The 21,301-nt window shown below is 63.9% G+C and carries 23 protein-coding genes and 1 pseudogene; 14 read left to right on the forward strand and 10 right to left on the reverse strand.

The features are described 5' to 3' along the window. Positions 1 to 265 precede the first annotated feature (265 nt). Positions 266 to 814: pseudogene (locus JJE66_RS38800) on the forward strand (FAD-dependent oxidoreductase); the annotation flags it as partial. Then, complete coding sequence (locus JJE66_RS38805; RefSeq protein ID WP_409362818.1) at positions 798 to 1,133, forward strand: FAD-dependent oxidoreductase; 336 nt, start codon at positions 798 to 800, stop codon at positions 1,131 to 1,133. The pseudogene JJE66_RS38800 and the gene JJE66_RS38805, both read left to right, overlap by 17 nt. 100 nt (positions 1,134 to 1,233) lie before the next feature. On the opposite strand, the gene JJE66_RS02855 is transcribed toward JJE66_RS38805, so the two are convergent. The 6 genes from JJE66_RS02855 to JJE66_RS02880 form a co-directional block, all read right to left on the reverse strand. After that, a complete protein-coding gene (locus tag JJE66_RS02855; RefSeq protein ID WP_200512611.1) occupies positions 1,234 to 2,466 on the reverse strand; it encodes an HlyD family secretion protein in 1,233 nt (410 codons plus the stop codon). After that, on the reverse strand, positions 2,459 to 2,899 hold the full coding sequence (locus JJE66_RS02860; protein ID WP_200512612.1) for a hypothetical protein: 441 nt from the start codon (positions 2,897 to 2,899) through the stop codon (positions 2,459 to 2,461). The genes JJE66_RS02855 and JJE66_RS02860 overlap by 8 nt, the downstream gene beginning before the upstream one ends. 182 nt (positions 2,900 to 3,081) lie before the next feature. Further along, positions 3,082 to 3,864, reverse strand: a complete 783-nt coding sequence (locus JJE66_RS02865; RefSeq protein ID WP_200512613.1) for a LuxR C-terminal-related transcriptional regulator — start codon at positions 3,862 to 3,864, stop codon at positions 3,082 to 3,084. Positions 3,865 to 4,091: 227 nt separating this feature from the next. Then, positions 4,092 to 5,297, reverse strand: coding sequence for an LLM class flavin-dependent oxidoreductase (locus JJE66_RS02870; RefSeq protein ID WP_200512614.1), 1,206 nt, complete (start codon positions 5,295 to 5,297; stop codon positions 4,092 to 4,094). A 56-nt stretch (positions 5,298 to 5,353) separates the two neighbouring features. Continuing rightward, positions 5,354 to 6,592 carry an acyltransferase family protein gene (locus JJE66_RS02875; protein ID WP_200512615.1) on the reverse strand — a complete coding sequence of 413 codons (1,239 nt, stop codon included), beginning with the start codon at positions 6,590 to 6,592 and terminating at the stop codon, positions 5,354 to 5,356. Between the two features lie 88 nt (positions 6,593 to 6,680). Beyond that, positions 6,681 to 7,799, reverse strand: coding sequence for an AraC family transcriptional regulator (locus JJE66_RS02880; RefSeq protein WP_200512616.1), 1,119 nt, complete (start codon positions 7,797 to 7,799; stop codon positions 6,681 to 6,683). A 217-nt stretch (positions 7,800 to 8,016) separates the two neighbouring features. Between JJE66_RS02880 and napE the strand changes: the two genes are divergently transcribed. The 6 genes from napE (at position 8,017) to JJE66_RS02910 (ending at position 13,410) form a co-directional block, all read left to right on the forward strand. Then, entirely contained in the window at positions 8,017 to 8,202 is a 186-nt protein-coding gene (napE, locus tag JJE66_RS02885) for a periplasmic nitrate reductase, NapE protein (RefSeq protein ID WP_200512617.1), read from the forward strand. 27 nt (positions 8,203 to 8,229) lie between these two features. After that, complete coding sequence (locus JJE66_RS02890; RefSeq protein WP_200512618.1) at positions 8,230 to 8,559, forward strand: chaperone NapD; 330 nt, start codon at positions 8,230 to 8,232, stop codon at positions 8,557 to 8,559. 17 nt (positions 8,560 to 8,576) lie between these two features. Next, complete coding sequence (napA, locus tag JJE66_RS02895) at positions 8,577 to 11,090, forward strand: nitrate reductase catalytic subunit NapA (protein ID WP_200512619.1); 2,514 nt, start codon at positions 8,577 to 8,579, stop codon at positions 11,088 to 11,090. Continuing rightward, positions 11,087 to 11,557 (forward strand): nitrate reductase cytochrome c-type subunit, encoded by a 471-nt coding sequence (locus tag JJE66_RS02900; RefSeq protein ID WP_200512620.1) that lies wholly within the window; start codon positions 11,087 to 11,089, stop codon positions 11,555 to 11,557. The genes napA and JJE66_RS02900 overlap by 4 nt, the downstream gene beginning before the upstream one ends. Further along, positions 11,554 to 12,195, forward strand: coding sequence for a NapC/NirT family cytochrome c (locus tag JJE66_RS02905; protein WP_210349630.1), 642 nt, complete (start codon positions 11,554 to 11,556; stop codon positions 12,193 to 12,195). The genes JJE66_RS02900 and JJE66_RS02905 overlap by 4 nt, the downstream gene beginning before the upstream one ends. 99 nt (positions 12,196 to 12,294) lie before the next feature. After that, the gene (locus JJE66_RS02910) at positions 12,295 to 13,410 is read left to right on the forward strand and encodes an ATP-dependent RecD-like DNA helicase (protein ID WP_200512621.1); all 1,116 of its coding nucleotides are present in this window, start codon (positions 12,295 to 12,297) and stop codon (positions 13,408 to 13,410) included. A 129-nt stretch (positions 13,411 to 13,539) separates the two neighbouring features. Here the strand turns inward: JJE66_RS02910 and JJE66_RS02915 are convergent, their stop codons facing one another. Beyond that, on the reverse strand, positions 13,540 to 15,228 hold the full coding sequence (locus tag JJE66_RS02915) for a caspase family protein (RefSeq protein ID WP_200512622.1): 1,689 nt from the start codon (positions 15,226 to 15,228) through the stop codon (positions 13,540 to 13,542). A gap of 246 nt (positions 15,229 to 15,474) precedes the next feature. Here JJE66_RS02915 and msrA point away from each other — a divergent pair, with 246 nt between their 5' ends. The 4 genes from msrA to JJE66_RS02935 all read left to right on the forward strand — a co-directional run bounded on the left by msrA (position 15,475) and on the right by JJE66_RS02935 (position 17,421). Then, positions 15,475 to 16,176 (forward strand): peptide-methionine (S)-S-oxide reductase MsrA, encoded by a 702-nt coding sequence (gene msrA, locus JJE66_RS02920; protein WP_200512623.1) that lies wholly within the window; start codon positions 15,475 to 15,477, stop codon positions 16,174 to 16,176. Between the two features lie 31 nt (positions 16,177 to 16,207). Continuing rightward, positions 16,208 to 16,642, forward strand: a complete 435-nt coding sequence (gene msrB / locus JJE66_RS02925; RefSeq protein WP_200512624.1) for a peptide-methionine (R)-S-oxide reductase MsrB — start codon at positions 16,208 to 16,210, stop codon at positions 16,640 to 16,642. A gap of 107 nt (positions 16,643 to 16,749) precedes the next feature. Next, positions 16,750 to 16,914: a DUF3309 family protein gene (locus tag JJE66_RS02930; RefSeq protein ID WP_187436663.1), complete on the forward strand. Its 165-nt coding sequence runs from the start codon at positions 16,750 to 16,752 to the stop codon at positions 16,912 to 16,914. 213 nt (positions 16,915 to 17,127) lie between these two features. Further along, positions 17,128 to 17,421, forward strand: coding sequence for a hypothetical protein (locus JJE66_RS02935; protein ID WP_148754538.1), 294 nt, complete (start codon positions 17,128 to 17,130; stop codon positions 17,419 to 17,421). A 217-nt stretch (positions 17,422 to 17,638) separates the two neighbouring features. On the opposite strand, the gene JJE66_RS02940 is transcribed toward JJE66_RS02935, so the two are convergent. Both JJE66_RS02940 and JJE66_RS02945 read right to left on the reverse strand, forming a co-directional pair. Further along, positions 17,639 to 18,211, reverse strand: a complete 573-nt coding sequence (locus tag JJE66_RS02940; RefSeq protein WP_200512625.1) for a DUF4112 domain-containing protein — start codon at positions 18,209 to 18,211, stop codon at positions 17,639 to 17,641. 61 nt (positions 18,212 to 18,272) lie between these two features. Beyond that, the gene (locus JJE66_RS02945) at positions 18,273 to 18,701 is read right to left on the reverse strand and encodes a DUF5413 family protein (protein WP_200512626.1); all 429 of its coding nucleotides are present in this window, start codon (positions 18,699 to 18,701) and stop codon (positions 18,273 to 18,275) included. 145 nt (positions 18,702 to 18,846) lie between these two features. Here JJE66_RS02945 and JJE66_RS02950 point away from each other — a divergent pair, with 145 nt between their 5' ends. Next, positions 18,847 to 19,092 carry a cysteine rich repeat-containing protein gene (locus JJE66_RS02950; RefSeq protein ID WP_200512627.1) on the forward strand — a complete coding sequence of 82 codons (246 nt, stop codon included), beginning with the start codon at positions 18,847 to 18,849 and terminating at the stop codon, positions 19,090 to 19,092. A 269-nt stretch (positions 19,093 to 19,361) separates the two neighbouring features. Next, entirely contained in the window at positions 19,362 to 19,622 is a 261-nt protein-coding gene (locus JJE66_RS02955) for a hypothetical protein (RefSeq protein WP_210349631.1), read from the forward strand. 75 nt (positions 19,623 to 19,697) lie between these two features. On the opposite strand, the gene JJE66_RS02960 is transcribed toward JJE66_RS02955, so the two are convergent. After that, positions 19,698 to 21,287, reverse strand: a complete 1,590-nt coding sequence (locus tag JJE66_RS02960) for a hypothetical protein (protein ID WP_200512629.1) — start codon at positions 21,285 to 21,287, stop codon at positions 19,698 to 19,700. Between the last annotated feature and the right edge of the window lie 14 nt (positions 21,288 to 21,301).

Consider the following 21,301-nt stretch of genomic DNA (forward strand, 5'->3'; position numbering starts at 1 on the left):
GAGTTTTTTGCGCGCGATCGGGGGAGGGCTGGCAGCGCCGGCGCTATCGCGCGCGGCTTGGAGCCAGTCCGCCGAAAGTTCTCAGACCGCCGATTCGTTCGCGGCCATCGAGCCAAATCCTGACTTCACCTACGTCCCTGGACTCACCCCGCTCAAGGTGGGACTGCGGCCGTACCGAAAAAACACGTACCGGCTGGAGAAAGAAGTGCTGAGCGACGGCAAGTTCGTGGTTCACAATTACGGACATGGCGGCGCCGGCATCACGATGAGTTGGGGATGTGCGCAGGAGGTCGCAGACATCTTGACGGCGCAGTATTCGGATCCGGCAGGAAAGCCGGTTGCAGTTCTGGGGGCCGGCGTCATGGGCCTTACGGCGGCGACATGGTTGACCGAAAAACTGAGAATGCAAGTGACGGTGTTCGCCAAGCATTTCATTCCGCAGACGACCTCGAACGTAGCCGGCGGCCAGTGGGCTGCCTCGAAAGTTGCGTTTCTGAATGCAGAAAAGGACAAATTTGTCCGTATCCTGCGACGCGCACACAAGGAACATGGGTTGCGCGGCAACGCCTATGGCGTCTCCCCTCGCGAAAACTACTCTGTCAATCCGCTGCCTGCGTTCGACAATGTCCCGCCCGATCTCGTTCCTCGCACCCAACTAAGCCGGCTGCCGTTCACACCGATGAACAAACCTGGGTGGAAATATTCGACCCTGCTGGTCGAACCTCCGATATTTCTGAGCAAACTCCAGCAGGAACTGCAGAAGAATGGCGTGCAGTTCGTGCCCAGAGAGTTCTTCGATGAAAAACAGGTTCACGACCTTACACAGAGCATCATTGTCAATTGCACCGGGAGCGGGTTCAGACGCGATCTGGCACGACCCCGATTTGACGCCGATCAAAGGTCAACTGGTGTGGTTGCCGGCGCAACCCCGACTTCAATATCTCTTCAGCGGGAGCGGTTACGTGTTTCCGCGCGCGGACTGCGTCGTGGTAGGTGGCACCGAAGAAAGCAGTTTCACGGATGCGGACCCCGATCCGCAACGCTCCGAGGAAGTGGTCAAGCACTTGAAGAGCATATTCGATGGCGTAGCGAAAACAATTGCCCCTCCGACCTGGATGGTCCAGCATGAGTGACGGATGCGCGATTTTGCCGCGCGCTTTCGTGGACTTGGCGTATCCTTCAGTTCAGACGACCAGCGTATCTGCAAACGTTGTCTCGCACACACACTCTCTCTCAATGCCCGCCTAGCACCAGCGTTTGGATCGGCAGCACGAGCGCTTGGATGCGCAACAGCATGGCGTGTACGACGCCGGTTGCGTCGACCACATGCAACGCAAAGCTCTTGAATGCCCCGACTTTGCCTGAGGCGATCCTCTCGTGATTGCTGGTATAGGCATTGGCGATGCAACTGCTGCCGGGTGTCACGCCCTCCAGGCCTCCCTCGTAAATCGGCTCCATGAAAACGAGCACAGTACCGGGCCGGACCGTGTTCTGCGCCTCGAGCAATTGCTCCCCGCCCCTAAACTGGCCGGCTGCGATGTAGTCCTGCACGCTCGTGATCACCATTGGGATAATCGTCCACGGCTTGGAGATGCAGGTCGCCTCGGCCACCATTCCGACTTTCAGCACCTGCGCTTCGATCTGTCCAAATCCAGCTGCAAGAGCGCGGCGACCTGCGCCCTCCGGAATGAGGATGCCGGCCGATCGCATCACCGGGTTGACGATATCGCCGGGGCGCAGCAGAAACTGTTCGACGCGTCCATCCACGCCGGCGCGGATGTAGGTTTTATCCAGGTCGACCTGCGCTTCGGCCATCGCCGCCTCGGCGCTCGCCTTCTCGGCCGGGAGAAGCGCGCTCAACCTCGTCGTCGCGGATTGTTTTGCGGCGGTCGCCGCATCGAGCGAGCCTTGGCGGCCATCGACGGCCACTTGCAGCTTTTCGATATCGCGCTGCGGCACGATGCCCGAGTTGCGCTTCTGAAGTTCACGTTTGACATCCAGTTCGTCCGTTGCCTGCTGCAACGCGCCCTTTGCCTCCTGAAGCTGGCCTTCCGCTTTCAGAATATCGGCCTGTGCCGAAAGCATCGCGGCATCGATTTCCGCGATCTTGCGCTTGGCCGTCAGCAGCGACGCTTCCTGCTTCGAGCTGTCGAGTCGGAAGATCACGTCGCCCTTCTTCACCGGTGCGGTGAAATCAAGGTGCACTTCTGCCACGCGCCCACTGGTTTCAGGAACGATTGGAATGGTTCGATAGTACAACGTCGCCGAGGAGGTCGACGGGTGATAATAGAAGATCATCGTGATCAGCGCGACGGTGAGCATCAGGCAGGCGATGATGCCGAACCGCAGCTCGAACCACACCGAATACAGCGTGATCTCGCGGCCAAGACGTTTCCCCTGCCGGTAGCGGCGATAGAGGTAGTCTGGAAAAATCGTCAGCATCGAGCAGAGAAGCAGCTCAAGCATGGCGCTGCACCTCGTTCTTGGGGACGTCCGGGTTCACCGCGTCGCCGTGGCCGGCTGCAATATGCGGCGGCTCGGTCGAGTCTTCTTCCGGGGGGACGCCGGCCATGTGCTCGACCGATCCTGCAATCCGGCGCAGCGGCGTGCTGAAATCCGGCAAATCGATCATGGCGAGCAGCAGGCCGATCACCCAGAACAGGTGATTATGAGTAAATAGCGACAGCAGGCCCAACACCGCCACGACTTCGAACTGAAGCTTTTGCGACTTGTGCGCCATCCGCTCCGGTAGCGAATGCAGATGCAGGTAGATGTTGCCTACAGCAACGAGGGCAGCAATGAGAACGATGCCGACGACAATCATCAACACGTCAACATCGCCGGGGGCGGTGATAAAGCCAGGCAGATGATGGGGTGCGGCCGGATGGAGTTCGCGCATGTATCGCTCCTCCGAAGTATGCCCGAAAGGGAAACCGAGACGGGTGCTCAATTTTTACATAGTTCCATATTGCCGAGACTTTGCAAGCTCGGCTTTTGGATGTTGCCGAGCAGACTCCCTCAAAAGGACAATTAGGTCGCTTTACTCTCTGGGAAGCAGAGATCGCGAACTTGGCGTACCCCTTAGTTCAGGTGCCAAGGCCCGGCCAGCAGCCGTAGCACGATCGAGAACAGCTCGTTCTGCGAGGAAATGCCGAGCCGCTCATAGGCGCGCTTGCGGTAGGTCAGGGTCGAATGCAGGCTGATGCCGAGGGCTTGCGAGATCGCCTCTGAGCTGAGACCGAGCAGGATGCGGCGGCAGACTTCCTGCTCGCGCGGCGTCAGCGCGGAGAGTGGCGCGCGCGTCGCGAACAGCGCGGCGAGGTTCTGGTCGGGCGCTGCGGCCTGCTGGAGATGACGCGCGACGCTGGCGCCAATCGCCGGCGCGATCGCCTGGAGCCGTGCACGCTCGGCATCGCCAAAACGGCCCTGGGCGGTGACGCGGTAGAAATTGACGTAGAAGCAAGTGTCGCCAGTCCAGATCGCGGTGGCGCATTTGTCGACAATGTGGGAGTCGTTGAAGAAGATTTTCCGGTAGCGCGCGCCATACATGCGCGGCGTGAACGACGGCAGCACGATCGACGCGTTGCCCTCGCTCTCGAACAGCGCATCGCGGTTGGGATCGGATTCGTGGAACTGGCCGGCATAGGCGGCGCCGAGATCGCCGCCGGTCGGGATGTTGCCGATATCAAGCAGACAGCTTGCCGCGCCGGCGCGCGTCAGAGCGAACACCATGCAATGGCCGACGCCGGCTTGGCTACGCAACGTATCAATCAGGATCGTTGGGAAGTCCGGACGACCGATGGCGAGCACCGCGGGCGTAACGTCGCCGGCTGCTGGATCTGAGGCCGTCGCGTGGGGCCGCATGGGTGTCCTCCGCCGAAGTTCTTTTGGCGGACGATAGCAGCAGCGGGGTTTTACTGAAAGTCGGCTGGGCCGGCGTATGCTGCTTCGGGTCCCGGCTCTGCGCAGCAACGCTACGCAGCACGTCCGGGACACGAGAGTTGGCGCTTCGCGTACAGTCTCGTGCCCCGGACGCAGCGCAGCGTGAAACGCTGCGCTGCTGAGCCGAGGCCCATGCCGGATACGAAGCGTTACCCCGCCGCAGCCTTCGCCGGCGGAACGTTGACCGCGAGCTTGCCGTAGCGGTCGGTGAAGGCCTGAGTGTCGATCTCTTCCAGCTTGATCTCGCCGCTCATCACGCCCTGTTTCCAGGTGGCCTGCGCCGGGTCGTTCTGGAACTCCGGCATCACCTCGCGGCCGAACAGCTCGAGCGACTCGCAGATGTGCTCGTGGCTGTTCTTGCCCGCTTGATTCAGCAGGATGACCTGGTCGATATGCGAAGACTGAAAGCGCTTGAGCTTCTTGCGGATCGTCTCGGGCGAGCCGATCAGGCCGCCGCGCAAGGCCGCCTCCTGCGCCTCCGGATTGTCGCGCTTCCACTTGTTGTATTCGTCCCACATGTTGACGGTGTAGGGCGCTGGCCGCTGGCGGTTCTGCGAGGCGCCGTAGAAGCGCAGCGCGAACTGGAAGAAGGTGGCACCATCGGCACGCGCACGCGCCTCCTCGTCGGTCTTGGCGCACATGAAGAAGGACACCAGCGCCATGTTCGGATTGATCTCGTAGTCGGCGAGCTTGTTCAGTCGCTTGGTCATCGCATTGTAATAGGCGTGCACCCAGGCATGCGCGGCATCCGCACTGACGAACTGGAAGCCGAGCGCGCCAAAGCCATGACGCCCCGCGCGCTCGATGGTCGGCAGCTGCGAGCAGGCCATCCACAACGGCGGATGCGGCTTCTGCACCGGTTTTGGTACGACATTGCGCAAGGGGATGTCGAAATACTTGCCGTGATGCTCCGAGCCCGCATCCTTGAACATCGGGAAGATCGCACTGACCGCCTCCTCGAACACCTCCTTCTTGGTCTCCATGTCGCGGCCGAATGGCGTCAGCTCGGTGATCGAGGCGCTCTCGCCCATGCCGAATTCGCAGCGGCCATTGGAGAGTAAATCGAGCACCGCGACGCGCTCGGCGACGCGCGCAGGATGGTTCGTCGTGAGCTGGAGAATGCCGTGGCCGAGCCTGATGTTCTTCGTACGCTGGCTCGCCGCTGCGAGGAAGGATTCCGGCGACGGCGAGTGCGAATACTCTTCGAGGAAGTGATGCTCGACCACCCAGGCGTGGTCATAGCCGTGCTTGTCGGCCAGTTCCATCTGCGAGAGCGCGTTCTGGTAAAGGGCGAGCTCGTCGCCGGCCACCCAGGGCCGCGGCAGTTGCAGCTCGTAGAAGATGCCGAACTTCATGACGCTTCTCCCGCTTATTTTTGTTGCGGGCATCTTAGTGCGTGCGGCGGCGCTGTCTACGCAGTCGCAATTCCGCCATGCGGGAGAACGCGCTTTTCGGCGCGGCGGCCATTCAGCACCGCACCGATGAAGGTGAAACGCACCAGCAGATGATAGCTCGCCAGCATCGGTGGAAGCGCAACGACGAGAATGACGGCGAACTTGATCAGCCCGGGCCAGTCGAGCTGCGACAGCGCGACCTGCAGCGCCATCACGATCGGCAGATGGATCAGGTAGAGCCAATACGACGCATCGGCGAGATAGCGCCAGGCCGGGCTGAAGCCCGACATGAAGCGGAGCGCGAGGCCGATGGCCGCGAAGGTCGTAATCCAGATTGCCGGTGCATAGAGGATGGCGGAGACAAGCCTCAATGTCGCGAAACTATAGGGCAATTTCGGCGCGCCCGGCGCAGATAACATCACACCCGCGAGCACGAAGCAGATCAGGATCAGGCCGACCGCGAGCACGAGATGCGGAAGCCAGCGCCGTTCGATCAGCCGCAACAGATCGACCTGCCGATGCAGCAGCCAGCCGACGCCGAAGGCGGCACCAAAACAGATCCAGGCCTGCGCATTGGTAATGAGCGACTGATCCGGCGTCCTCACCTCCATCGAATGGCCCCATCGCGGATCGAGACAGAACGCGATGCAGATTGGGATCGCCAGGACGAGTGGCGCCAGCGGATTGCGGATGATCCGTGCGAAGAGGCGGTCGATGAGCGTTCGCAAGGTGCCTGACGCATCGAGCCAGACGATCGCCCCGCGCAGCAGCAATATGGCGACATAGAGTTCCAGCAGAACGTAGAGAAACCAGAGATGGGTCAGGCGGAAATTCGGCAGTGGCGGCATCCAGCCGAACGCGCCGTGCGGCGGCCCACCATTCGGAAAGTTCGCCGCCCAGATGACAATCAGCGCGATCGGCACGTACACGAGCGGCCAGCCGATCACGAGCGGCAGGGCGATCCGCTGCAACCGGTCCTTGACGAAGCCCATGCTGCCTCGGCGATGAAAGCTCATGTGGGCGAAGAAGCCCGCCATCAGGAAGAAGGTCGTCATCCGGAAGACATGGATGGTGAAGGTCAGCAGGCCCAGCAGCAGGCTTGGGTGGGTGTCCTGGATGAGCCAGATCCGGGGCGCGATAGGCACGAACGACATGGCTGCGTGCAGGACGATGCCAAGCAGCAGCGCGATACCCCTCAGCGCATCGAGGGCGTGGAGTCGTTCCGATGCAGGCGCGGCGTCGGTCGAAGCAGACATGGGCGGGCTCATTCCGGCTGGCGTGAGGTTTCTCGCCGGACAGTCTGCCCCATCGGGGCGCGGCCCTCTCGCCCGATCCAAAAATCGGCTAGCCCATTTCTCGACGCGGCTCGCTGACGTCAGCCCCGTCGGGCCGGCTCAGCGCTTCGCGGCGGAATTCGGTCGGGGTGACGCCGGTCTCGGCCTTGAAGGCGCGATTGAAGGGGCCGATCGACTGGAAGCCCGCATCCATGGCGATGGTCAGCACCGGGACCTCCCCTTGCGTCGCGTCAGACAGCGCCAGCCTGGCGTCCTCGATGCGGTAGCGATTAAGAAACACATTGAAGTTCCGGTAGCCGAGGCCTTCGTTGATGGCCTGACGCAACCGGTGCTCGGGAACGTCGAGCCTCGCCGCGAGCGCCCCGATCGCAAGTCCTTCCTGCCGGTAGGTCCGCTCTACCGTCATCAGATGGTCGAGACGCCGCAGCAGGATGGGATCGATTTCGACCCGTTCCGCGGCCGCGCGGTCGGCGACCCGGGTCGGCCTCTCCGCTTCGCCTGATGCGATCGCGGCCGTGGCGTCGCCGACGGCCACCACCGGCGGACTGAGTAGGCCAAGGGCCGCTAGCATCGACATCACGAACAGGCTGAGCGCGGTCGGCAGACTGCCGGAAGCGCCGGGCGCCGCAACGGGAATATCGGCGAAGGCCGCGACGGCGACGAGTCCGATGGTCACGACATTGATGGTGAGCACCGCCAACCTCAGCCGGCGCCGCCGCATCACCAGATCCACGTGCCAGGTCTTGACCGTCTGGATCGCGGCGGCCAGCGCGAGCCCCAGGACAACCAACGTCAGGGCCTTACCGCCGGACTTCGCCAAAGCGGGCCATTGCGGCCAAGCGAGCGACACTGCAAATCCCCAAGCAACGACGGCCAGCCACACGGCGCCGTGCCAGCGCCTGAGCACGAAATCGTCGTCGAACGCTGCACGCGCCCATAACCAGAATAAGGCGGCGAGCGAGGACACAATCGGCATTGTCCACCACCAGGACGCTTTGGGAAAGAACGGGGCGGTCACGATCGCATAGAACATGCCTCCCGCGCACATCGCGATGCCCAGCAAAGCGTTCTGATTGGTGGCGCGACGCTGCAACGCCACGAGAGCGATCAACAGGAACACGCCGCTCGCCGCGCCGCGAAACCCGAGATCGATGGCCGTCAGCCCCATCCCATTCACACCCTGTCGTCTCCGTTCGAGAGCTCAATTTTCGCATCGCCTTCGCGCCTGCACAATCTAAACTTGCGCTTTTGGTCGCGGCGGCAACGATCATCGCAATTTGCCCGTTGATCCAGATCAACGCGGCAGCCGGCCTGATGCATCTAAAGTGCAGCAAGGCAACGGCCCGGATGCCGTCCCGATTCCCAAAATTTCAATGAGACCGAACATGTCGGCCCCTGACGACACGACTTCGCGCGTGCGCCGTAAGCGCATGGAGGTTTTTGCGTTCCTGTTCCTGACCGCAGTCGTGATGCCCGTCCTCGCGGTCGGAACGGTCGGCTCTTACGGCCTCGGCGTCTGTATCTACCAGATGTTCGCCGGCCCTCCCGGCCCGCCAACCTCCCCGCATTGATCTTCCCACAAGAGAAAGACAGGCATCATGGCTCAAGGCTCACTCAACAAAGCCACGCTCAACCGCCGTGCACTGATCACCGGCCGGGTGCTCAGCACCGACCGCATCGTGCCGCCCCCGGGTTGCGAGATCGCCAGCATCATCGTGCAGGCCCGCCCCGAGCGCCTCGCCGAACTGGAAGCCGCGATTGCCGCGCTGCCCGGCTGCGAGATTCACGGCCGCGACGCACGCGGAAAACTCGTCGTCGTGACCGAAGCGCCGGATGCGGGCAGCCTCGGCACCATGCTCAACACCATCCAGTCGCTGCCGGACGTCTATTCCGCAGCGCTGGTTTTCCACGCCATCGAAACCGCCTAAGGGCCGGGAGAGCCATCATGACATCGCCCAAGCTCGACCGCCGCCAGATGCTGAAGCTCGAGGCCGCCGCAATCGCGATGGCCGCCGCGGGCATGCCGCGGCCTTCGCTCGCCGCCAATCTCGTCGCCGAGCGCGAAGTGAGCGAACTGAAATGGGACAAGGCCGCCTGTCGCTTCTGCGGCACCGGCTGCTCGGTGATGGTCGCGATCAAGGACAACCGCGTCGTCGCGACCCACGGCGACATCAAGGCCGAGGTCAATCGCGGCCTCAACTGCGTCAAGGGCTACTTCCTCTCCAAGATCATGTACGGCCATGACCGCCTGACCCAGCCGATGCTGCGCAAGAGGAGCGGCAAGTACGACAAGAATGGCGAATTCACGCCTGTCACCTGGACCGAAGCCTTCGACATCATGGAGCTGAAGTGGAAGGAGGCGATGAAGAAGCGCGGGCCGAACGGCGTCGCCATGTTCGGCTCCGGCCAGTGGACGGTCTGGGAAGGCTATGCCGCCTCGAAACTATTCAAGGCCGGATTCCGCACCAACAACATCGACCCCAATGCGCGCCACTGCATGGCCTCGGCCGTTGCCGGCATGATGCGCACCTTCGGCATCGACGAGCCGCCCGGCTGCTACGACGACATCGAGGCGACAGACGCTTTCGTGCTGTGGGGCTCCAACATGGCGGAGATGCATCCGATCCTGTGGACGCGCGTGGCCGATCGCCGGCTGTCCGCGCCGCATGTCCGCGTCGCCGTGCTCTCGACCTTCGAGCACCGCTCGTTCGATCTCGCCGACATCGGCATGGTGTTCAAGCCGCAGACCGATCTCTATCTGCTTAACGCCATCGCCAACCACATCATCAAGACCGGCCGGGTCAACAAGGACTTCGTCGCCGCGCATACAGTGTTCAGGCGCGGCCAGACCGACATTGGTTATGGCCTGCGGCCCGAGCACCCGCTGCAGAAGAAGGCGACGGGCGCTGCGAAGGCCAACGACTCCACCGACATGAGCTATGACGAGTACGTCAAGTTCGTCTCGGAGTACACGCTGGAGAAGGCGGCGGAGATGTCCGGCGTGCCGCTCAATCGCCTGGAGGCGCTGGCCGACCTCTATGCGGACCCCAAGACAAAAGTGGTCTCGTTCTGGACCATGGGCTTCAACCAGCACACCCGCGGCGTCTGGTGCAACAACCTCGTCTACAACATCCATCTTCTGACCGGAAAGATCTCCTCGCCCGGCAACAGCCCGTTCTCGCTCACCGGCCAGCCCTCCGCCTGCGGCACCGCGCGCGAGGTCGGCACCTTCTCGCACCGCCTGCCCGCCGACATGGTCGTCACCAACAAGGCGCATCGCGACAAGGCCGAGCATATCTGGAAGCTGCCCGAGGGCACCATTCCCGACAAGCCCGGCGCTCACGCCGTGCTGCAAAGCCGGATGCTGAAGGACGGCCTGATCAACGCCTATTGGGTGCAGGTCAACAACAACCTCCAGGCCGGCGCAAATTCCAACGAGGAGACCTATCCCGGCTTCCGCAACCCCGACAATTTCATCGTGGTCTCGGACGCCTATCCCTCGGTGACGGCGCTTGCGGCCGATCTCATCCTGCCGACCGCGATGTGGGTGGAGAAGGAAGGTGCTTACGGCAATGCCGAGCGGCGCACGCAGTTCTGGCATCAAATGGTGTCCGCCCCCGGCGAGGCGAAGTCCGATCTCTGGCAGCTCATGGAGTTCTCGAAGCGCTTTGGGATCGAGGACGTCTGGCCGGAGGAGCTGATCGCCAAGCAGCCCGAGGTTCGCGGCAAGACGCTGTTCGACGTGCTCTACAAGAACGGCCAGGTCGACAAATTCCCGATCTCCGACATCGAGCCAGGCTACCTCAACGACGAATCCAAAGCGTTCGGATTCTACGTGCACAAGGGCCTGTTCGAGGAATACGCGACCTTCGGCCGCGGCCACGGCCACGACCTCGCACCCTTCGAGAGCTATCACCGCGAGCGCGGGCTGCGCTGGCCCGTGGTGAACGGTCAGGAGACGCGCTGGCGTTTCCGCGAGGGCAGTGACCCCTACGTCAAGCAAGGTGCCGAGGTGCAGTTCTACGGCTATCCCGACGGCAAGGCGCGCATCTTCGCGCTGCCTTTCGAGCCGGCGGCGGAATCGCCCGACAGCGACTATCCGTTCTGGCTCTCGACCGGCCGCGTGCTGGAGCACTGGCATTCCGGCACCATGACGCGTCGCGTGCCCGAGCTCTACAAGGCGTTCCCCGAGGCCGTCTGCTTCATGCATCCCGACGACGCACAGGAAGCGAAACTCCGGCGCGGCGACGAGGTGAAAATCGTCTCGCGCCGCGGCTTCATCCGCGTCCGGGTCGAGACGCGCGGCCGCGACCGGCCGCCGCGCGGCCTGGTGTTCGTGCCGTGGTTCGACGAATCCAAGCTGATCAACAAGGTGACGCTGGACGCCACCGATCCGATCTCGCTGCAAACCGACTTCAAGAAATGCGCCGTGCGCATCGAGCGGGTGGGCCTGTCATGACCAGACGATTTGGAATTGTGCTGCTCGCCTGTGCGATCGCCGCGGGTGCGAGTTCGCTCGCCGCGCAGACCGTGACGTCCGGCCTGCGCGGCCCGACCCCGCTCAATGACGAGGGCCCGGCGCCGCCGATGCTGCCGAACCGCAATACCTCCGAGCGGGAGGTGCGCAACTATCCGGAGCAGCCGCCGGTGATCCCGCATACCATCGACGGCTACCAGATCGACCTCAACGGCAACAAATGCCTGTCCTGCCACGCGCGCTCGCGCATCTCCGAATCGCAAGCGCCGATGGTCTCGATCACGCATTTCATGGACCGCGACGGCCAGTTCCTGGCTTCGATTTCGCCGCGGCGGTTCTTCTGCACGGAATGCCACGTGCCGCAGAACACCGCCACGCCGCCGGTCAGCAACGATTTCACCGACATCGACACGCTGCTCTCGCGCGCAAGCCCAGGTGGCCGGCGATGACGACGACCGCCGACGAACCGAAAGCCAAGCGCGGCATTGTCCCGCGCTGCCGGGACTTCGCGCTCGAGCTCTGGCAAGTGCTGATCCGGCCGAGCTCCGTCTTCGCGCTCGGCACGCTCGTGCTCGCGGGCTTCGTGGCAGGCGTCATCTTCTGGGGCGGCTTCAACACCGCGCTGGAATTGACCAACACCGAGAAATTCTGCACCGGCTGTCACGAGATGCGCGAAAACGTCTTCGCCGAGCTGAAGTCGACGATCCATTTCAGCAACCGCTCCGGCGTGCGCGCGACCTGCCCCGACTGCCACGTCCCGCACAAATGGACCGACAAGATCGCGCGCAAGATGCAGGCCTCCAAGGAGGTCTGGGGCAAGATCTTCGGCACGATCGACACACGGGAAAAATTTAGGGATCACCGGCTCGAGCTGGCGGCGCATGAATGGGCACGGTTCAAGGCCAATGATTCGCTGGAATGCCGCAACTGCCACAGCGCCGATTCCATGGACATCACCAAACAGTCGCCGCGGGCCTCGGTCGCTCACCAGCGTTTCCTGTTCACGGGCGAAAAGACCTGTATCGACTGCCACAAGGGCATCGCCCACCATCTGCCGGACATGCGCGGCGTTCCCGGCTGGCAATAGGGCCGAAGGCAGACGGATTTGCCCCGCTTGAACCAGCGGGGCGAATGGTTAGTTTTGAGGGATGGCGAATCGCCTCGCTTCGCACCTCTCAAGACAGACATGGCCACTTTCACCCCGCATCAGGATGCCGCGCTCAAGGCCGTCGGCGATTGGCTCAAAGCCAAGCCCGGACGCAACGGCACGCCGCCGATCTTCCGCCTGTTCGGCTTTGCCGGCACCGGCAAGACCACGCTGGCGCGGCACATCGCCGACGGCGTCGACGGCGAGGTGAAATTCGCCGCCTTCACCGGCAAGGCCGCGCTGGTGATGCGCAACAAGGGTTGTGATGAGGCCTCCACCATCCATTCGCTGATCTACCGCGCCCGCGAATCCGGCGAGGAGCAGCCGAGCTTTGAATTGTGGGACGACGCGCCGGCGTCGAAGGCCAAGCTGATAGTGATCGACGAATGCTCGATGGTTGACGCCGAGCTCGGCCGCGACCTGATGTCGTTCGACTGCCCGCTGCTGGTGCTCGGCGATCCCGCGCAGCTCCCGCCGATCCAGGGCGGCGGCTTCTTCACCAACACCGAGCCCGACGCGATGCTGACCGAGGTGCACCGCCAGGCCCAGGACGACCCCATCGTGCGGATGTCGATGGACGTGCGCGAGGGCCGCGAGCTCGACATCGGCCGCTACGGCGAGAGCGAGGTGGTGTCGCGGAAAGAGCTCGATCCCGACCGCGTCATGGCCGCCGACCAGGTGCTGGTCGGCCGCAACAACACGCGACGCGCGTACAACATGCGGGTGCGCCAGCGGCAGAACATCGAGGATGTTTTTCCGGTCGCCGGCGACAAGCTGGTCTGCCTGCGCAACAACCGCAAGAAGGGCCTGTTCAACGGCGGCCTGTGGCGCGTGAAATCGCGCAACACCTCGCGCTCGAAATCGCGCATCCTCAGCATGCGGCTCTCGCCGGACGAGGATCTCGGCCACAAGGTGACGAAGGTGTCGGTGCGCGCCGATTGCTTCGAGGGCGGCGTCGAGGCGATCGCCTGGGAGCAGCGCAAGCCCTATGACGAGTTCGACTACGGCTATGTGCTGACCGTGCACAAATCGCAGGGCTCGCAATGGGACGACGTCGTGCTGTTCGATGAGAGCTTTGCGTTTCAGGAGAGCCGCGCGAGGTGGCTGTACACCGGCATCACGCGCGCGGCGAAGCGGTTGAGCATCGTGGTGTAGTGCTGTGCTGCGTAGGGTGGGTTAGCGAAGCGTAACCCACCTCTTGTCTCAATGCTGGCTGCAGAAGTGGTGGGTTACGCTAACGGATCGCGCTTCGCGCGGCCGTGAGCTAACCCACCCTACGAAGCCTCACTTCCCCACCACGAAATAAAAATCCTCGCGTCCCGGCGGCGAGCCGTAGGTGAACGGCTGCTGCTCGTGTTTGGTCGCGGACCAGACGTCGTCGCGGACGATGTCGAACAGCTTTCGAAGCTCGACGCGCGGCTCCTTGATCTCGCGGGCGAGCGCCGTCGAGAGCGGGCTGTCGGCACCGTTGTCGCCGTCGATCGCGGTCTCGCCGTGCTTGGCGGCGTAGACCACCATGAAGCCGGCACCGGGCTCGATGTTGGAAAAGCCCTTGTCGACCAGTTTCAGCGACAAAGTGTGCTGCATCGTCGGCGCGAACGGATTGTCGCGGCAGGCATCCAGTATCACCAGCCGTACTTTTCGTGCAGCGCCGACGGCGGCGATCACCTGCTCCAGTGCAACCGCCTGCGCCTCGGCGTCCCTGTCGGCGGCAAGCTTGGCGTCGACGGGAACGAGATAGTTCACCCCGCCGATCTCGAAGCCGTGGCCGGCGTAATAGACCACCGCCCAGTCGGCCTTCTCCGCCTCATCCGCGAAGGTCTTCAGCGCGTCGAAGAACTTGTCGCGGGTCAAATCGCTGACCGATATCACGGTCTGGAAACCGACATCGTGCAGCACGCTCGCGATCAATTTCGCATCCCGCGGCGGATTGGGCAAAGCGTGGACGTTCTTGTAAGCGCCGTTGCCGATCACCAGCGCGACGCGGCGGCCCGTGGGCGCGCCCCCCAGCGTTTGCGGCGTCAGCGCGGCGAGCCGCTGCTGTGCGACGGCGCGGGCACGCGCGACGTCGATCTCGTCGAACTTCGTGAGCGAGTACGCCGCCGCGCGATAGTCGGCGCGGGCTTGAGCGAGATCTTTCTTGCGCTCGTAGATCTGGCCGCGGCCGGAATGGGCGCGGATATTGTTCGGATTGAGCTGGATAGCGGTGGTGTAGTCCTTCAGCGCGGCGTCGAGATCGCCCTTCATCATGCTGACGTCAGCGCGATTGTTGAGCGCGTAAACGTTCCTGGGCTGCTTCTCGATCAGGCCGTTGCAGTCGGCGAAAGCCAAATCGTACTTGCCCATCATACCGTAGGTGATGCAGCGGTTGCCGGGGATCTGCTGCGCGGTCGGATCGATCTTCTCGGCCTCCGCGAAATCGGCGATCGCGCCGTCATAATCCTTCATCAGCGTGCGCACGCGGGCGCGATTGGTCCAGCCGAGCACGAATTTGGGCGTGAATTTGATCGACAGGCTGAAATCGTCGAGCGCACTTTGCAGCGCGCCCCGGCGCAGCTGGATGACGCCGCGATTGTTGTAGGGAACGCCATAGGTCGGACGCTTCTGGAGCGCGAGATTGTAGTCGGCCAACGCGAGGTCGTCCTGGCCGGTGCGCTCATAGGCGAGGCCGCGCAAGTTGAGCGTGACGACATTGTCGGGATCGAGACCCGCGGCCGTGGACAAGGTCTCGATCGCGTGGACGTAGTCGCGCTTGTTGATCATCGTATTGCCGCGCACGGTGAGCGCGACCGCCTTGTCCTTGCCGGTGACCCGGTCGGCGTTGAGCAGAGTCTCGCAAGCCCCCGCACGTGCCTGCAGGTCCGCCTGGCGGTCGCGGCAGGTGGCGAGGTCGTCGCCGGCTTGCGGCTCGGCCGCGGCGATCGCGACGCCGGAGACGAGCATGACTGATATCAGGGGGACGACGCGCAGCATGTTGTCAGATCAGCTCCAGTCACCACATTTTTAAGTCGGTCAGCGATCGCGCCGGTTCATCTAGCCCGGAGTTCCCTAGCCCGCCAAGCCGGGCCGCTGGATGCGGCTTTTTTCACGGACTCGTGTCTCTCCGGCCGTAACAACCGGCGGGTCCGCCCGTATCTCCAGTGTCTGAAAATGCCGGGCAGGCTGTTCGCCCGCCCTCAACCGCCCTAAACTGTCAGGCCTTCCGAAAGAGGATCCGCCATGCGCCGCTCCGTCCTGTCCCTGCTCGCCGCCACCACCGCCCTGTCTTTGGCCTTTGCCGCGCCGACCCGGGCCGCGGAGGACGCGGTCGTGATCCCCGCCCCCGCCATGGACGCCACTCCCGCAAACGGCATCCAGACCGCCGTGGTCGCCGGCGGCTGCTTCTGGGGTGTGCAGGGCGTGTTCCAGCACACCGCCGGCGTCGTCAACGCCGTCTCCGGCTATGCCGGCGGCAGCAAGGCGACCGCCGACTACCACACCGTCTCGACCGGGACGACCGGCCACGCCGAGTCGGTCGAGATCAAGTACGACCCGAAGAAGATCTCCTACGGCAAGATCCTCCAGATCTACTTCTCGGTGGCGCACGACCCGACCCAGCTCAACCGCCAGGGACCCGACAGCGGCACCCAATATCGCTCGGCGATCTTCACCACCTCCGACGAGCAGAAGAAGGTGGCGGAGGCCTATATCGCCCAGCTCAACAGCGCCAAGGTCTACAGCAAGCCGATCGTGACCAAGGTCGGCGCGCTGGAGGCGTTCTATCCGGCGGAGGCCTACCACCAGGACTATCTGACCCTTCATCCGAGCCAGCCCTATATCGCCTACAACGACATCCCGAAGGTCGAGAACCTGAAAAAGCTGTTCGCGGATAACTACATTGAGAAGCCGACGCTGGTGAGTGCCAGCAAGGCCACCAACTGATCGCGAGATCATCAGAAGAAACGGGAGACCCATGCCCGACGCCAAGACGAAAACCACAGCGACGAAAACCACAAACGACAAAGTCATCAAGAGCGAAGAGCAGTGGCGCAGCGAGCTGTCGCCGATGCAGTACGCGGTGCTGCGCGAGAAGGCGACCGAGCGTCCCTTCTCCGGCGAATATGAGCACGACCACCGCGCCGGCACTTATGTCTGCGCCGGCTGCGGCAATGTGCTGTTCGAGTCCGACGCCAAATTCGATTCCGGCTGCGGCTGGCCGAGCTTCACCCAGCCGGCTGCCGAGAGCCATATCGACGAAGAGCGGGACGTCACTCACGGCATGATCCGCACCGAGGTGCTCTGCTCCAAATGCAGCGGCCATCTCGGCCACGTCTTCCCGGATGGACCTGGGCCCACCGGCCTGCGCTACTGCATCAACTCGGCGGCGCTGAAGCTCGACCCGAAATAAGGTTGCGGGCCGCAGAGTTCCCTCATGGAACCCGGCGGTCCGTTGTGCTTTTCTCTCCTGGCGGTGCGGCGGATGAACGCAATCCGGCGGCCGCCAAGGAGGATGCCATGTCACTCGGGACCATCCTGATCATCCTGGTCATCATCTATCTGCTGGGCGGCTGGTCGGGCCGGATCGGCGGTTACGGCTACGGCATGGGCCATTCCGGCATGGGGATCGGCGGCGTCGTTCTGGTGGTGCTGCTCGTCCTGCTGCTTCTTGGCAAGCTGTAAGCCATATAAGCAATTGTAACTATTATACTTTCAGCAATTGCGGGCCTGCCATGCGCGGATTCATCATCTCCCATCGCAGGGGTCGCAATTTTGTCAAATCGGCCTATATTAGTGGACGAAAATGACATGTGCGGCGGCCCACACGATTGTGGCCTCGGCCGTCCTGAACCCCACGCGCTTAAAGCCCCAGAGAAGATCACGAGGTCTTTGACCATGCGTCCACTGCGTCCGTTCAACTTCAACACGTCCGCCGAACTCTTCCCCGCTGCGATCCGCAAGAAGAAGCGCGCGGGTTTCACGTATCGGCGGTTCGGCACCGCGGCCGAAGCCGTGCAGTTTGCGATGGAGCAGTTGCCGACCGATTCGCTGAATGGCGCTTATCTCCAGGTCGAGGAAGCCCGGTTCGACCAGAACGGCATTCGCTCGCTCTATGAGAGCGAGGCGTTCCCGCTGCCCCGTCACCGCAAGCCCGAGCCGGTCGCTGAGGCCGACGCCGACGCGGCGTAAGTTCTTTTCGCAAGCCTCCGATGTGCGCTGAAGGCGCGACGGCCGAAAGGTTGTCGCGCTTTTTGCGTTTCTGGGATTTGGAGCGCCGAAGCTTCCACAGCGTCATGGCCGGGCCCTGTCCCGGCCATCCACGCCTTGCCACACCGCACGAAGAACGTGGATGCCCGGGACAAGCCCGGGCACGACGACCTATCTCGGCCCGAAGAAGGCGGCCCCCTCAGATCCGCGGCTGCTTGTCGAGCCAGCGGCGCAACAGGCGCACGTTGCGCATGTTGGCGCGGAACATGACGTCGAAGGCGTCGCCTGCGAACGGCACCATGCCGACCACGCCATCGACCGCGACATTGCCGAGCATGCGCGCGGTGACGTACCACGGCGCGCCGATCGCGCGGGCCTCGCGCACCAGCCAGAGCGAGATCGCCGTGGTGATGATGTCGCCGATGACCGGGATCAGGCCGATCAGCCCGTCGATGCCGTAACGGATATTGGTGCCGGGCAGGATGAAGGCGACGTCGAGTAGCTTCGCGAGAGTCTCGAGCCGCGCGATCCGCTGCTCGCGTGTGAGATTGCCGAACGGATTGCCGGCGAACCGACCGTCTTTGCCGAACTCGAAGCGAAACTCTCGAAACCCCTGCTCGCTAAACCCCTGCTCCTGGGTTTCAGGACGGATCTCGTGGCCATCCTGATCGATGATCGGCCCGCGCGCCTCGCGGCCCGAGAAACCGGCGCGCGACTGCGCCCCGGAGCGGGACCTGCGCGGGGCAAGAATGTCGTCGTCGGGCATGGTCATGGCCTGGAGGAAACGCACGAGCGCGGCGGAGGTTGCTGCGCCGCGTCTGAAGGTCGCGCGCTCAGCCGGTCGCCGCCTGCGTCGGCAGCGGCTCCTCGACATAGCGATGCACGAGCCAGGATGAAAGCACTGCCGGCACGAAGCCAACCAGGCCGTACAGGATGAACTGCACCGCGCCCGACTCCGCCCCGCGTGAGCTGTAGGTGAACGCGGCGAGGATGAAGGCGAACAGGCCGACCAGCAGCATCCGCAGCACCGGACCGATCCGCCTGACGTGGATCAGGATGTCGTCCACCGCACCGATCATCAGCGACGGCAGGAAGCCGAACAGATAGCTGTATTGCAGGGTCTTGAAGAACACCGCGAACAGCTTGCCGACCTCGCCGAGATTGGTCTGGCTCCAGTAGCCGGACTGGTAGGTCGTCGTCAGCAGCAGCAGGAATCCGCCGACGAACGGGCCAACGAGCGCAAACACCAGATAGCGTTTCATCAAGAACTCCTCATACGCAGCGGCCATTTATAGCAGTGTGCCGGGAACCTTGGATAGCGGGGTTACAGGCTGTTGGTGGGAACATGTGGCAAGGCGGCGGGTTCTGACAGGACCTGAAATTCACCTGTCAGATTTGGAGCCGCCGATGTCCCGCAAACTCTTGTTCCTGGCGACGATCACGCTCACAGCCCTCGGCGGCCTGTCGAATGCGCCCGCCTTTGCACAGGGCCATATGGGCACACCGCAGGAGCAGAATGCCTGCTCGCGCGATGCCTCGCGGTTCTGCCGCAAGGATCTCGGCAATGACGGTGCGGTGCAAGGCTGCCTGCAAGCTCACCGGGCGAAGCTGTCGCGGTCCTGCAAGAAGGTGTTCGAGAGCCACGGCATGTAAGAGCAAGATTGGCATGTGAGCGCGCGTGTTGTGCGTGACGGACGCGCAACAATTGCAGATTCCTTTGCGTCTCCCATTGAAGCTTCGCAACAATCGCGCATACTCGAATCGGGCGGCGCAGCACTTTTCGATTCGAGCAGCAAGAGATCGAGCGACCACATGCGGGATTGAGTTCCCGGCGTGAAGGCTGTGACGTGCGGCAGATCAAGCCGCGTGCGGCGCCCCAAAATCAAGCGGTTCAATCCGCGGAACTCGGGGATGCATTCGACATGACACGCTATCAGACCATCGCCACGCTCTTCGCCTTTGCCACCGTCGCATTGCCGGCATCGCCGGGTCTCGCCTTCTCATCCGAAGCGCAGCAGATGTGCTCGGGCGACGCGATGCGGCTCTGCTCCAGTGAAATACCCGACGTTTCGCGGATCACCGCCTGCATGGTGCGAAACAGGGCGCATGTCAGCCCCGGCTGCCGAGCCGTGATGGAGCGCGAGCACGCAGCCGCGCGCAAGCGGGAAGCTGCGGCGCAATAGCGCCGATTCAATCTCGACCAGATAGCTGGCGGCGAGGGCTTGCTTCACCTCTCCCCGCTGGGGAGAGGTGGGAGCTTACTCGCCCCACTGCGCGAAGGCATCGTTGAAGGCGCGCTCGCCGGGGGCGCCCTTCTCGATGGCGATGATGGCGCGGCGCTGGTTGGCGTAGACCAGCGGCACGTCGAACCAGGAGCGCTCCTTCAGGAGCTGAATGTTGCGGCTGCGGTCGGCGTCGACATTGGAGAGGCCGACCAGGAAGAAGCCGTCGGTGACCTTGACCGCGAGGCCCGCGAGCGGCGTGCCACGCGCCTGCTCGTTCGACTTCATCAGGATTCCCGGCACGTTGGCGACGCCGCCGCCCGGAAAATCCGGCGGCAGGATGAAGGTCAGCTCGGCCGTGTGGCTAGCCGGCAGCGACGAGTCGGTGTTGCGGCGGAACGACATCGTCATCTTGAACTTGCGCTCGGGGATCTCGATGTCGGCGCGCACGGCGACGTCGGCCTTCTGGTTGCCCGACGCCTTGATCGGCTCGAGCCGCCACACCACCGAGCCGACATATTGCTTGCCCTTCGGGTCGGACGGATCCTCGTCATAGAGCACGACCTTCTGCGCCACCGGCGCGACCGGCTGGTCGCTCGCCGAGGGCTGGCCGACGCGATCCGGAATCTTCGGCTTGCTCTGCGGCTGTGAGGCATCCTTCGGCGCCTCCACCATTTGAGTGGGCGAGGACTTGAACAAATTGGTCGCGGTCTGGACCAGCGACTTGCCCCAGAGGATGCCGGCGCCGACCAGGATCAGCACGATGCCGATGGCGATCGCGCTCTTGAACGGGAAGATCGAGCCGGCGCGCTTGGGCTTCCTGGCATTGCGGTCGGGCGCGATCCGCGGACGCGGCGACGGCTGCTGCGGCGCGTAGCGCTCAGCCTCCTCCATCGACTCGTCATAGGAATAGGGCGCCTCGGGTTCGGCGGCGCGGTTTTCCAGGCTCGGCTCGAGCCGGTCGAATTCCGGCGAGGGCGAGGGCACGTTGGCGTAGGTGCGGCGCGCGGCGCGGTTGGCCTGCGCGGCGGCGCCGCCGAGATCGTTGACGTCGGCGGTGATGTCGCGAAAACCGCGCACACCCGGCGCCGGCGGCAATGGCGGCGGCGGTCCGGCATCCGGCGGCCGGCGCGGGGGCGAGCGCCCGGCCGGTGGCTCCGGCGCAGCCGGCTGGCGCGGCGCATCGAAACGCGGGGCGCGCGGCGGACGCGGGGCATCGTTCTGGTCGTCGCCGCCGAGCGGCGGGCGCTCGTTGCGCGGCGGCGGCGCAGCCGGACGAGCCCGCGGCGGCGCGCTCGGCTGAGCAGACGCGGGCGGGCCGTTTTCGGCCGCACGCGCGCTGGCCCGGCGGAAGGCGTCGCCGCTGCCGCTGCTGCGGGCGCCGCCACCGGGGCGCGAGGCTTCGCGGGCACGCTGGGCGGCCTCGGATTCGACCTTGCGGACGGCCTCTTCCAGCGACAGCCGCTCGCGGGTGATCTCGGATTCGGAGAGCGGCGGCTGCACGCTGCGGAGCTGCGCGATCAGGGCCGTGCGCGCCCGCTCATAGAGCGCGCGCCGGCTTTCGCCGGGAGCGTTGGGGTCCAAGGCGGCAATAGCGCGGGCGATCAGCGGATAGTAATCAGCCATTTCAACTCAACTAT

The organism is Bradyrhizobium diazoefficiens (assembly GCF_016612535.1).
GTDB lineage: Bacteria > Pseudomonadota > Alphaproteobacteria > Rhizobiales > Xanthobacteraceae > Bradyrhizobium > Bradyrhizobium diazoefficiens_C.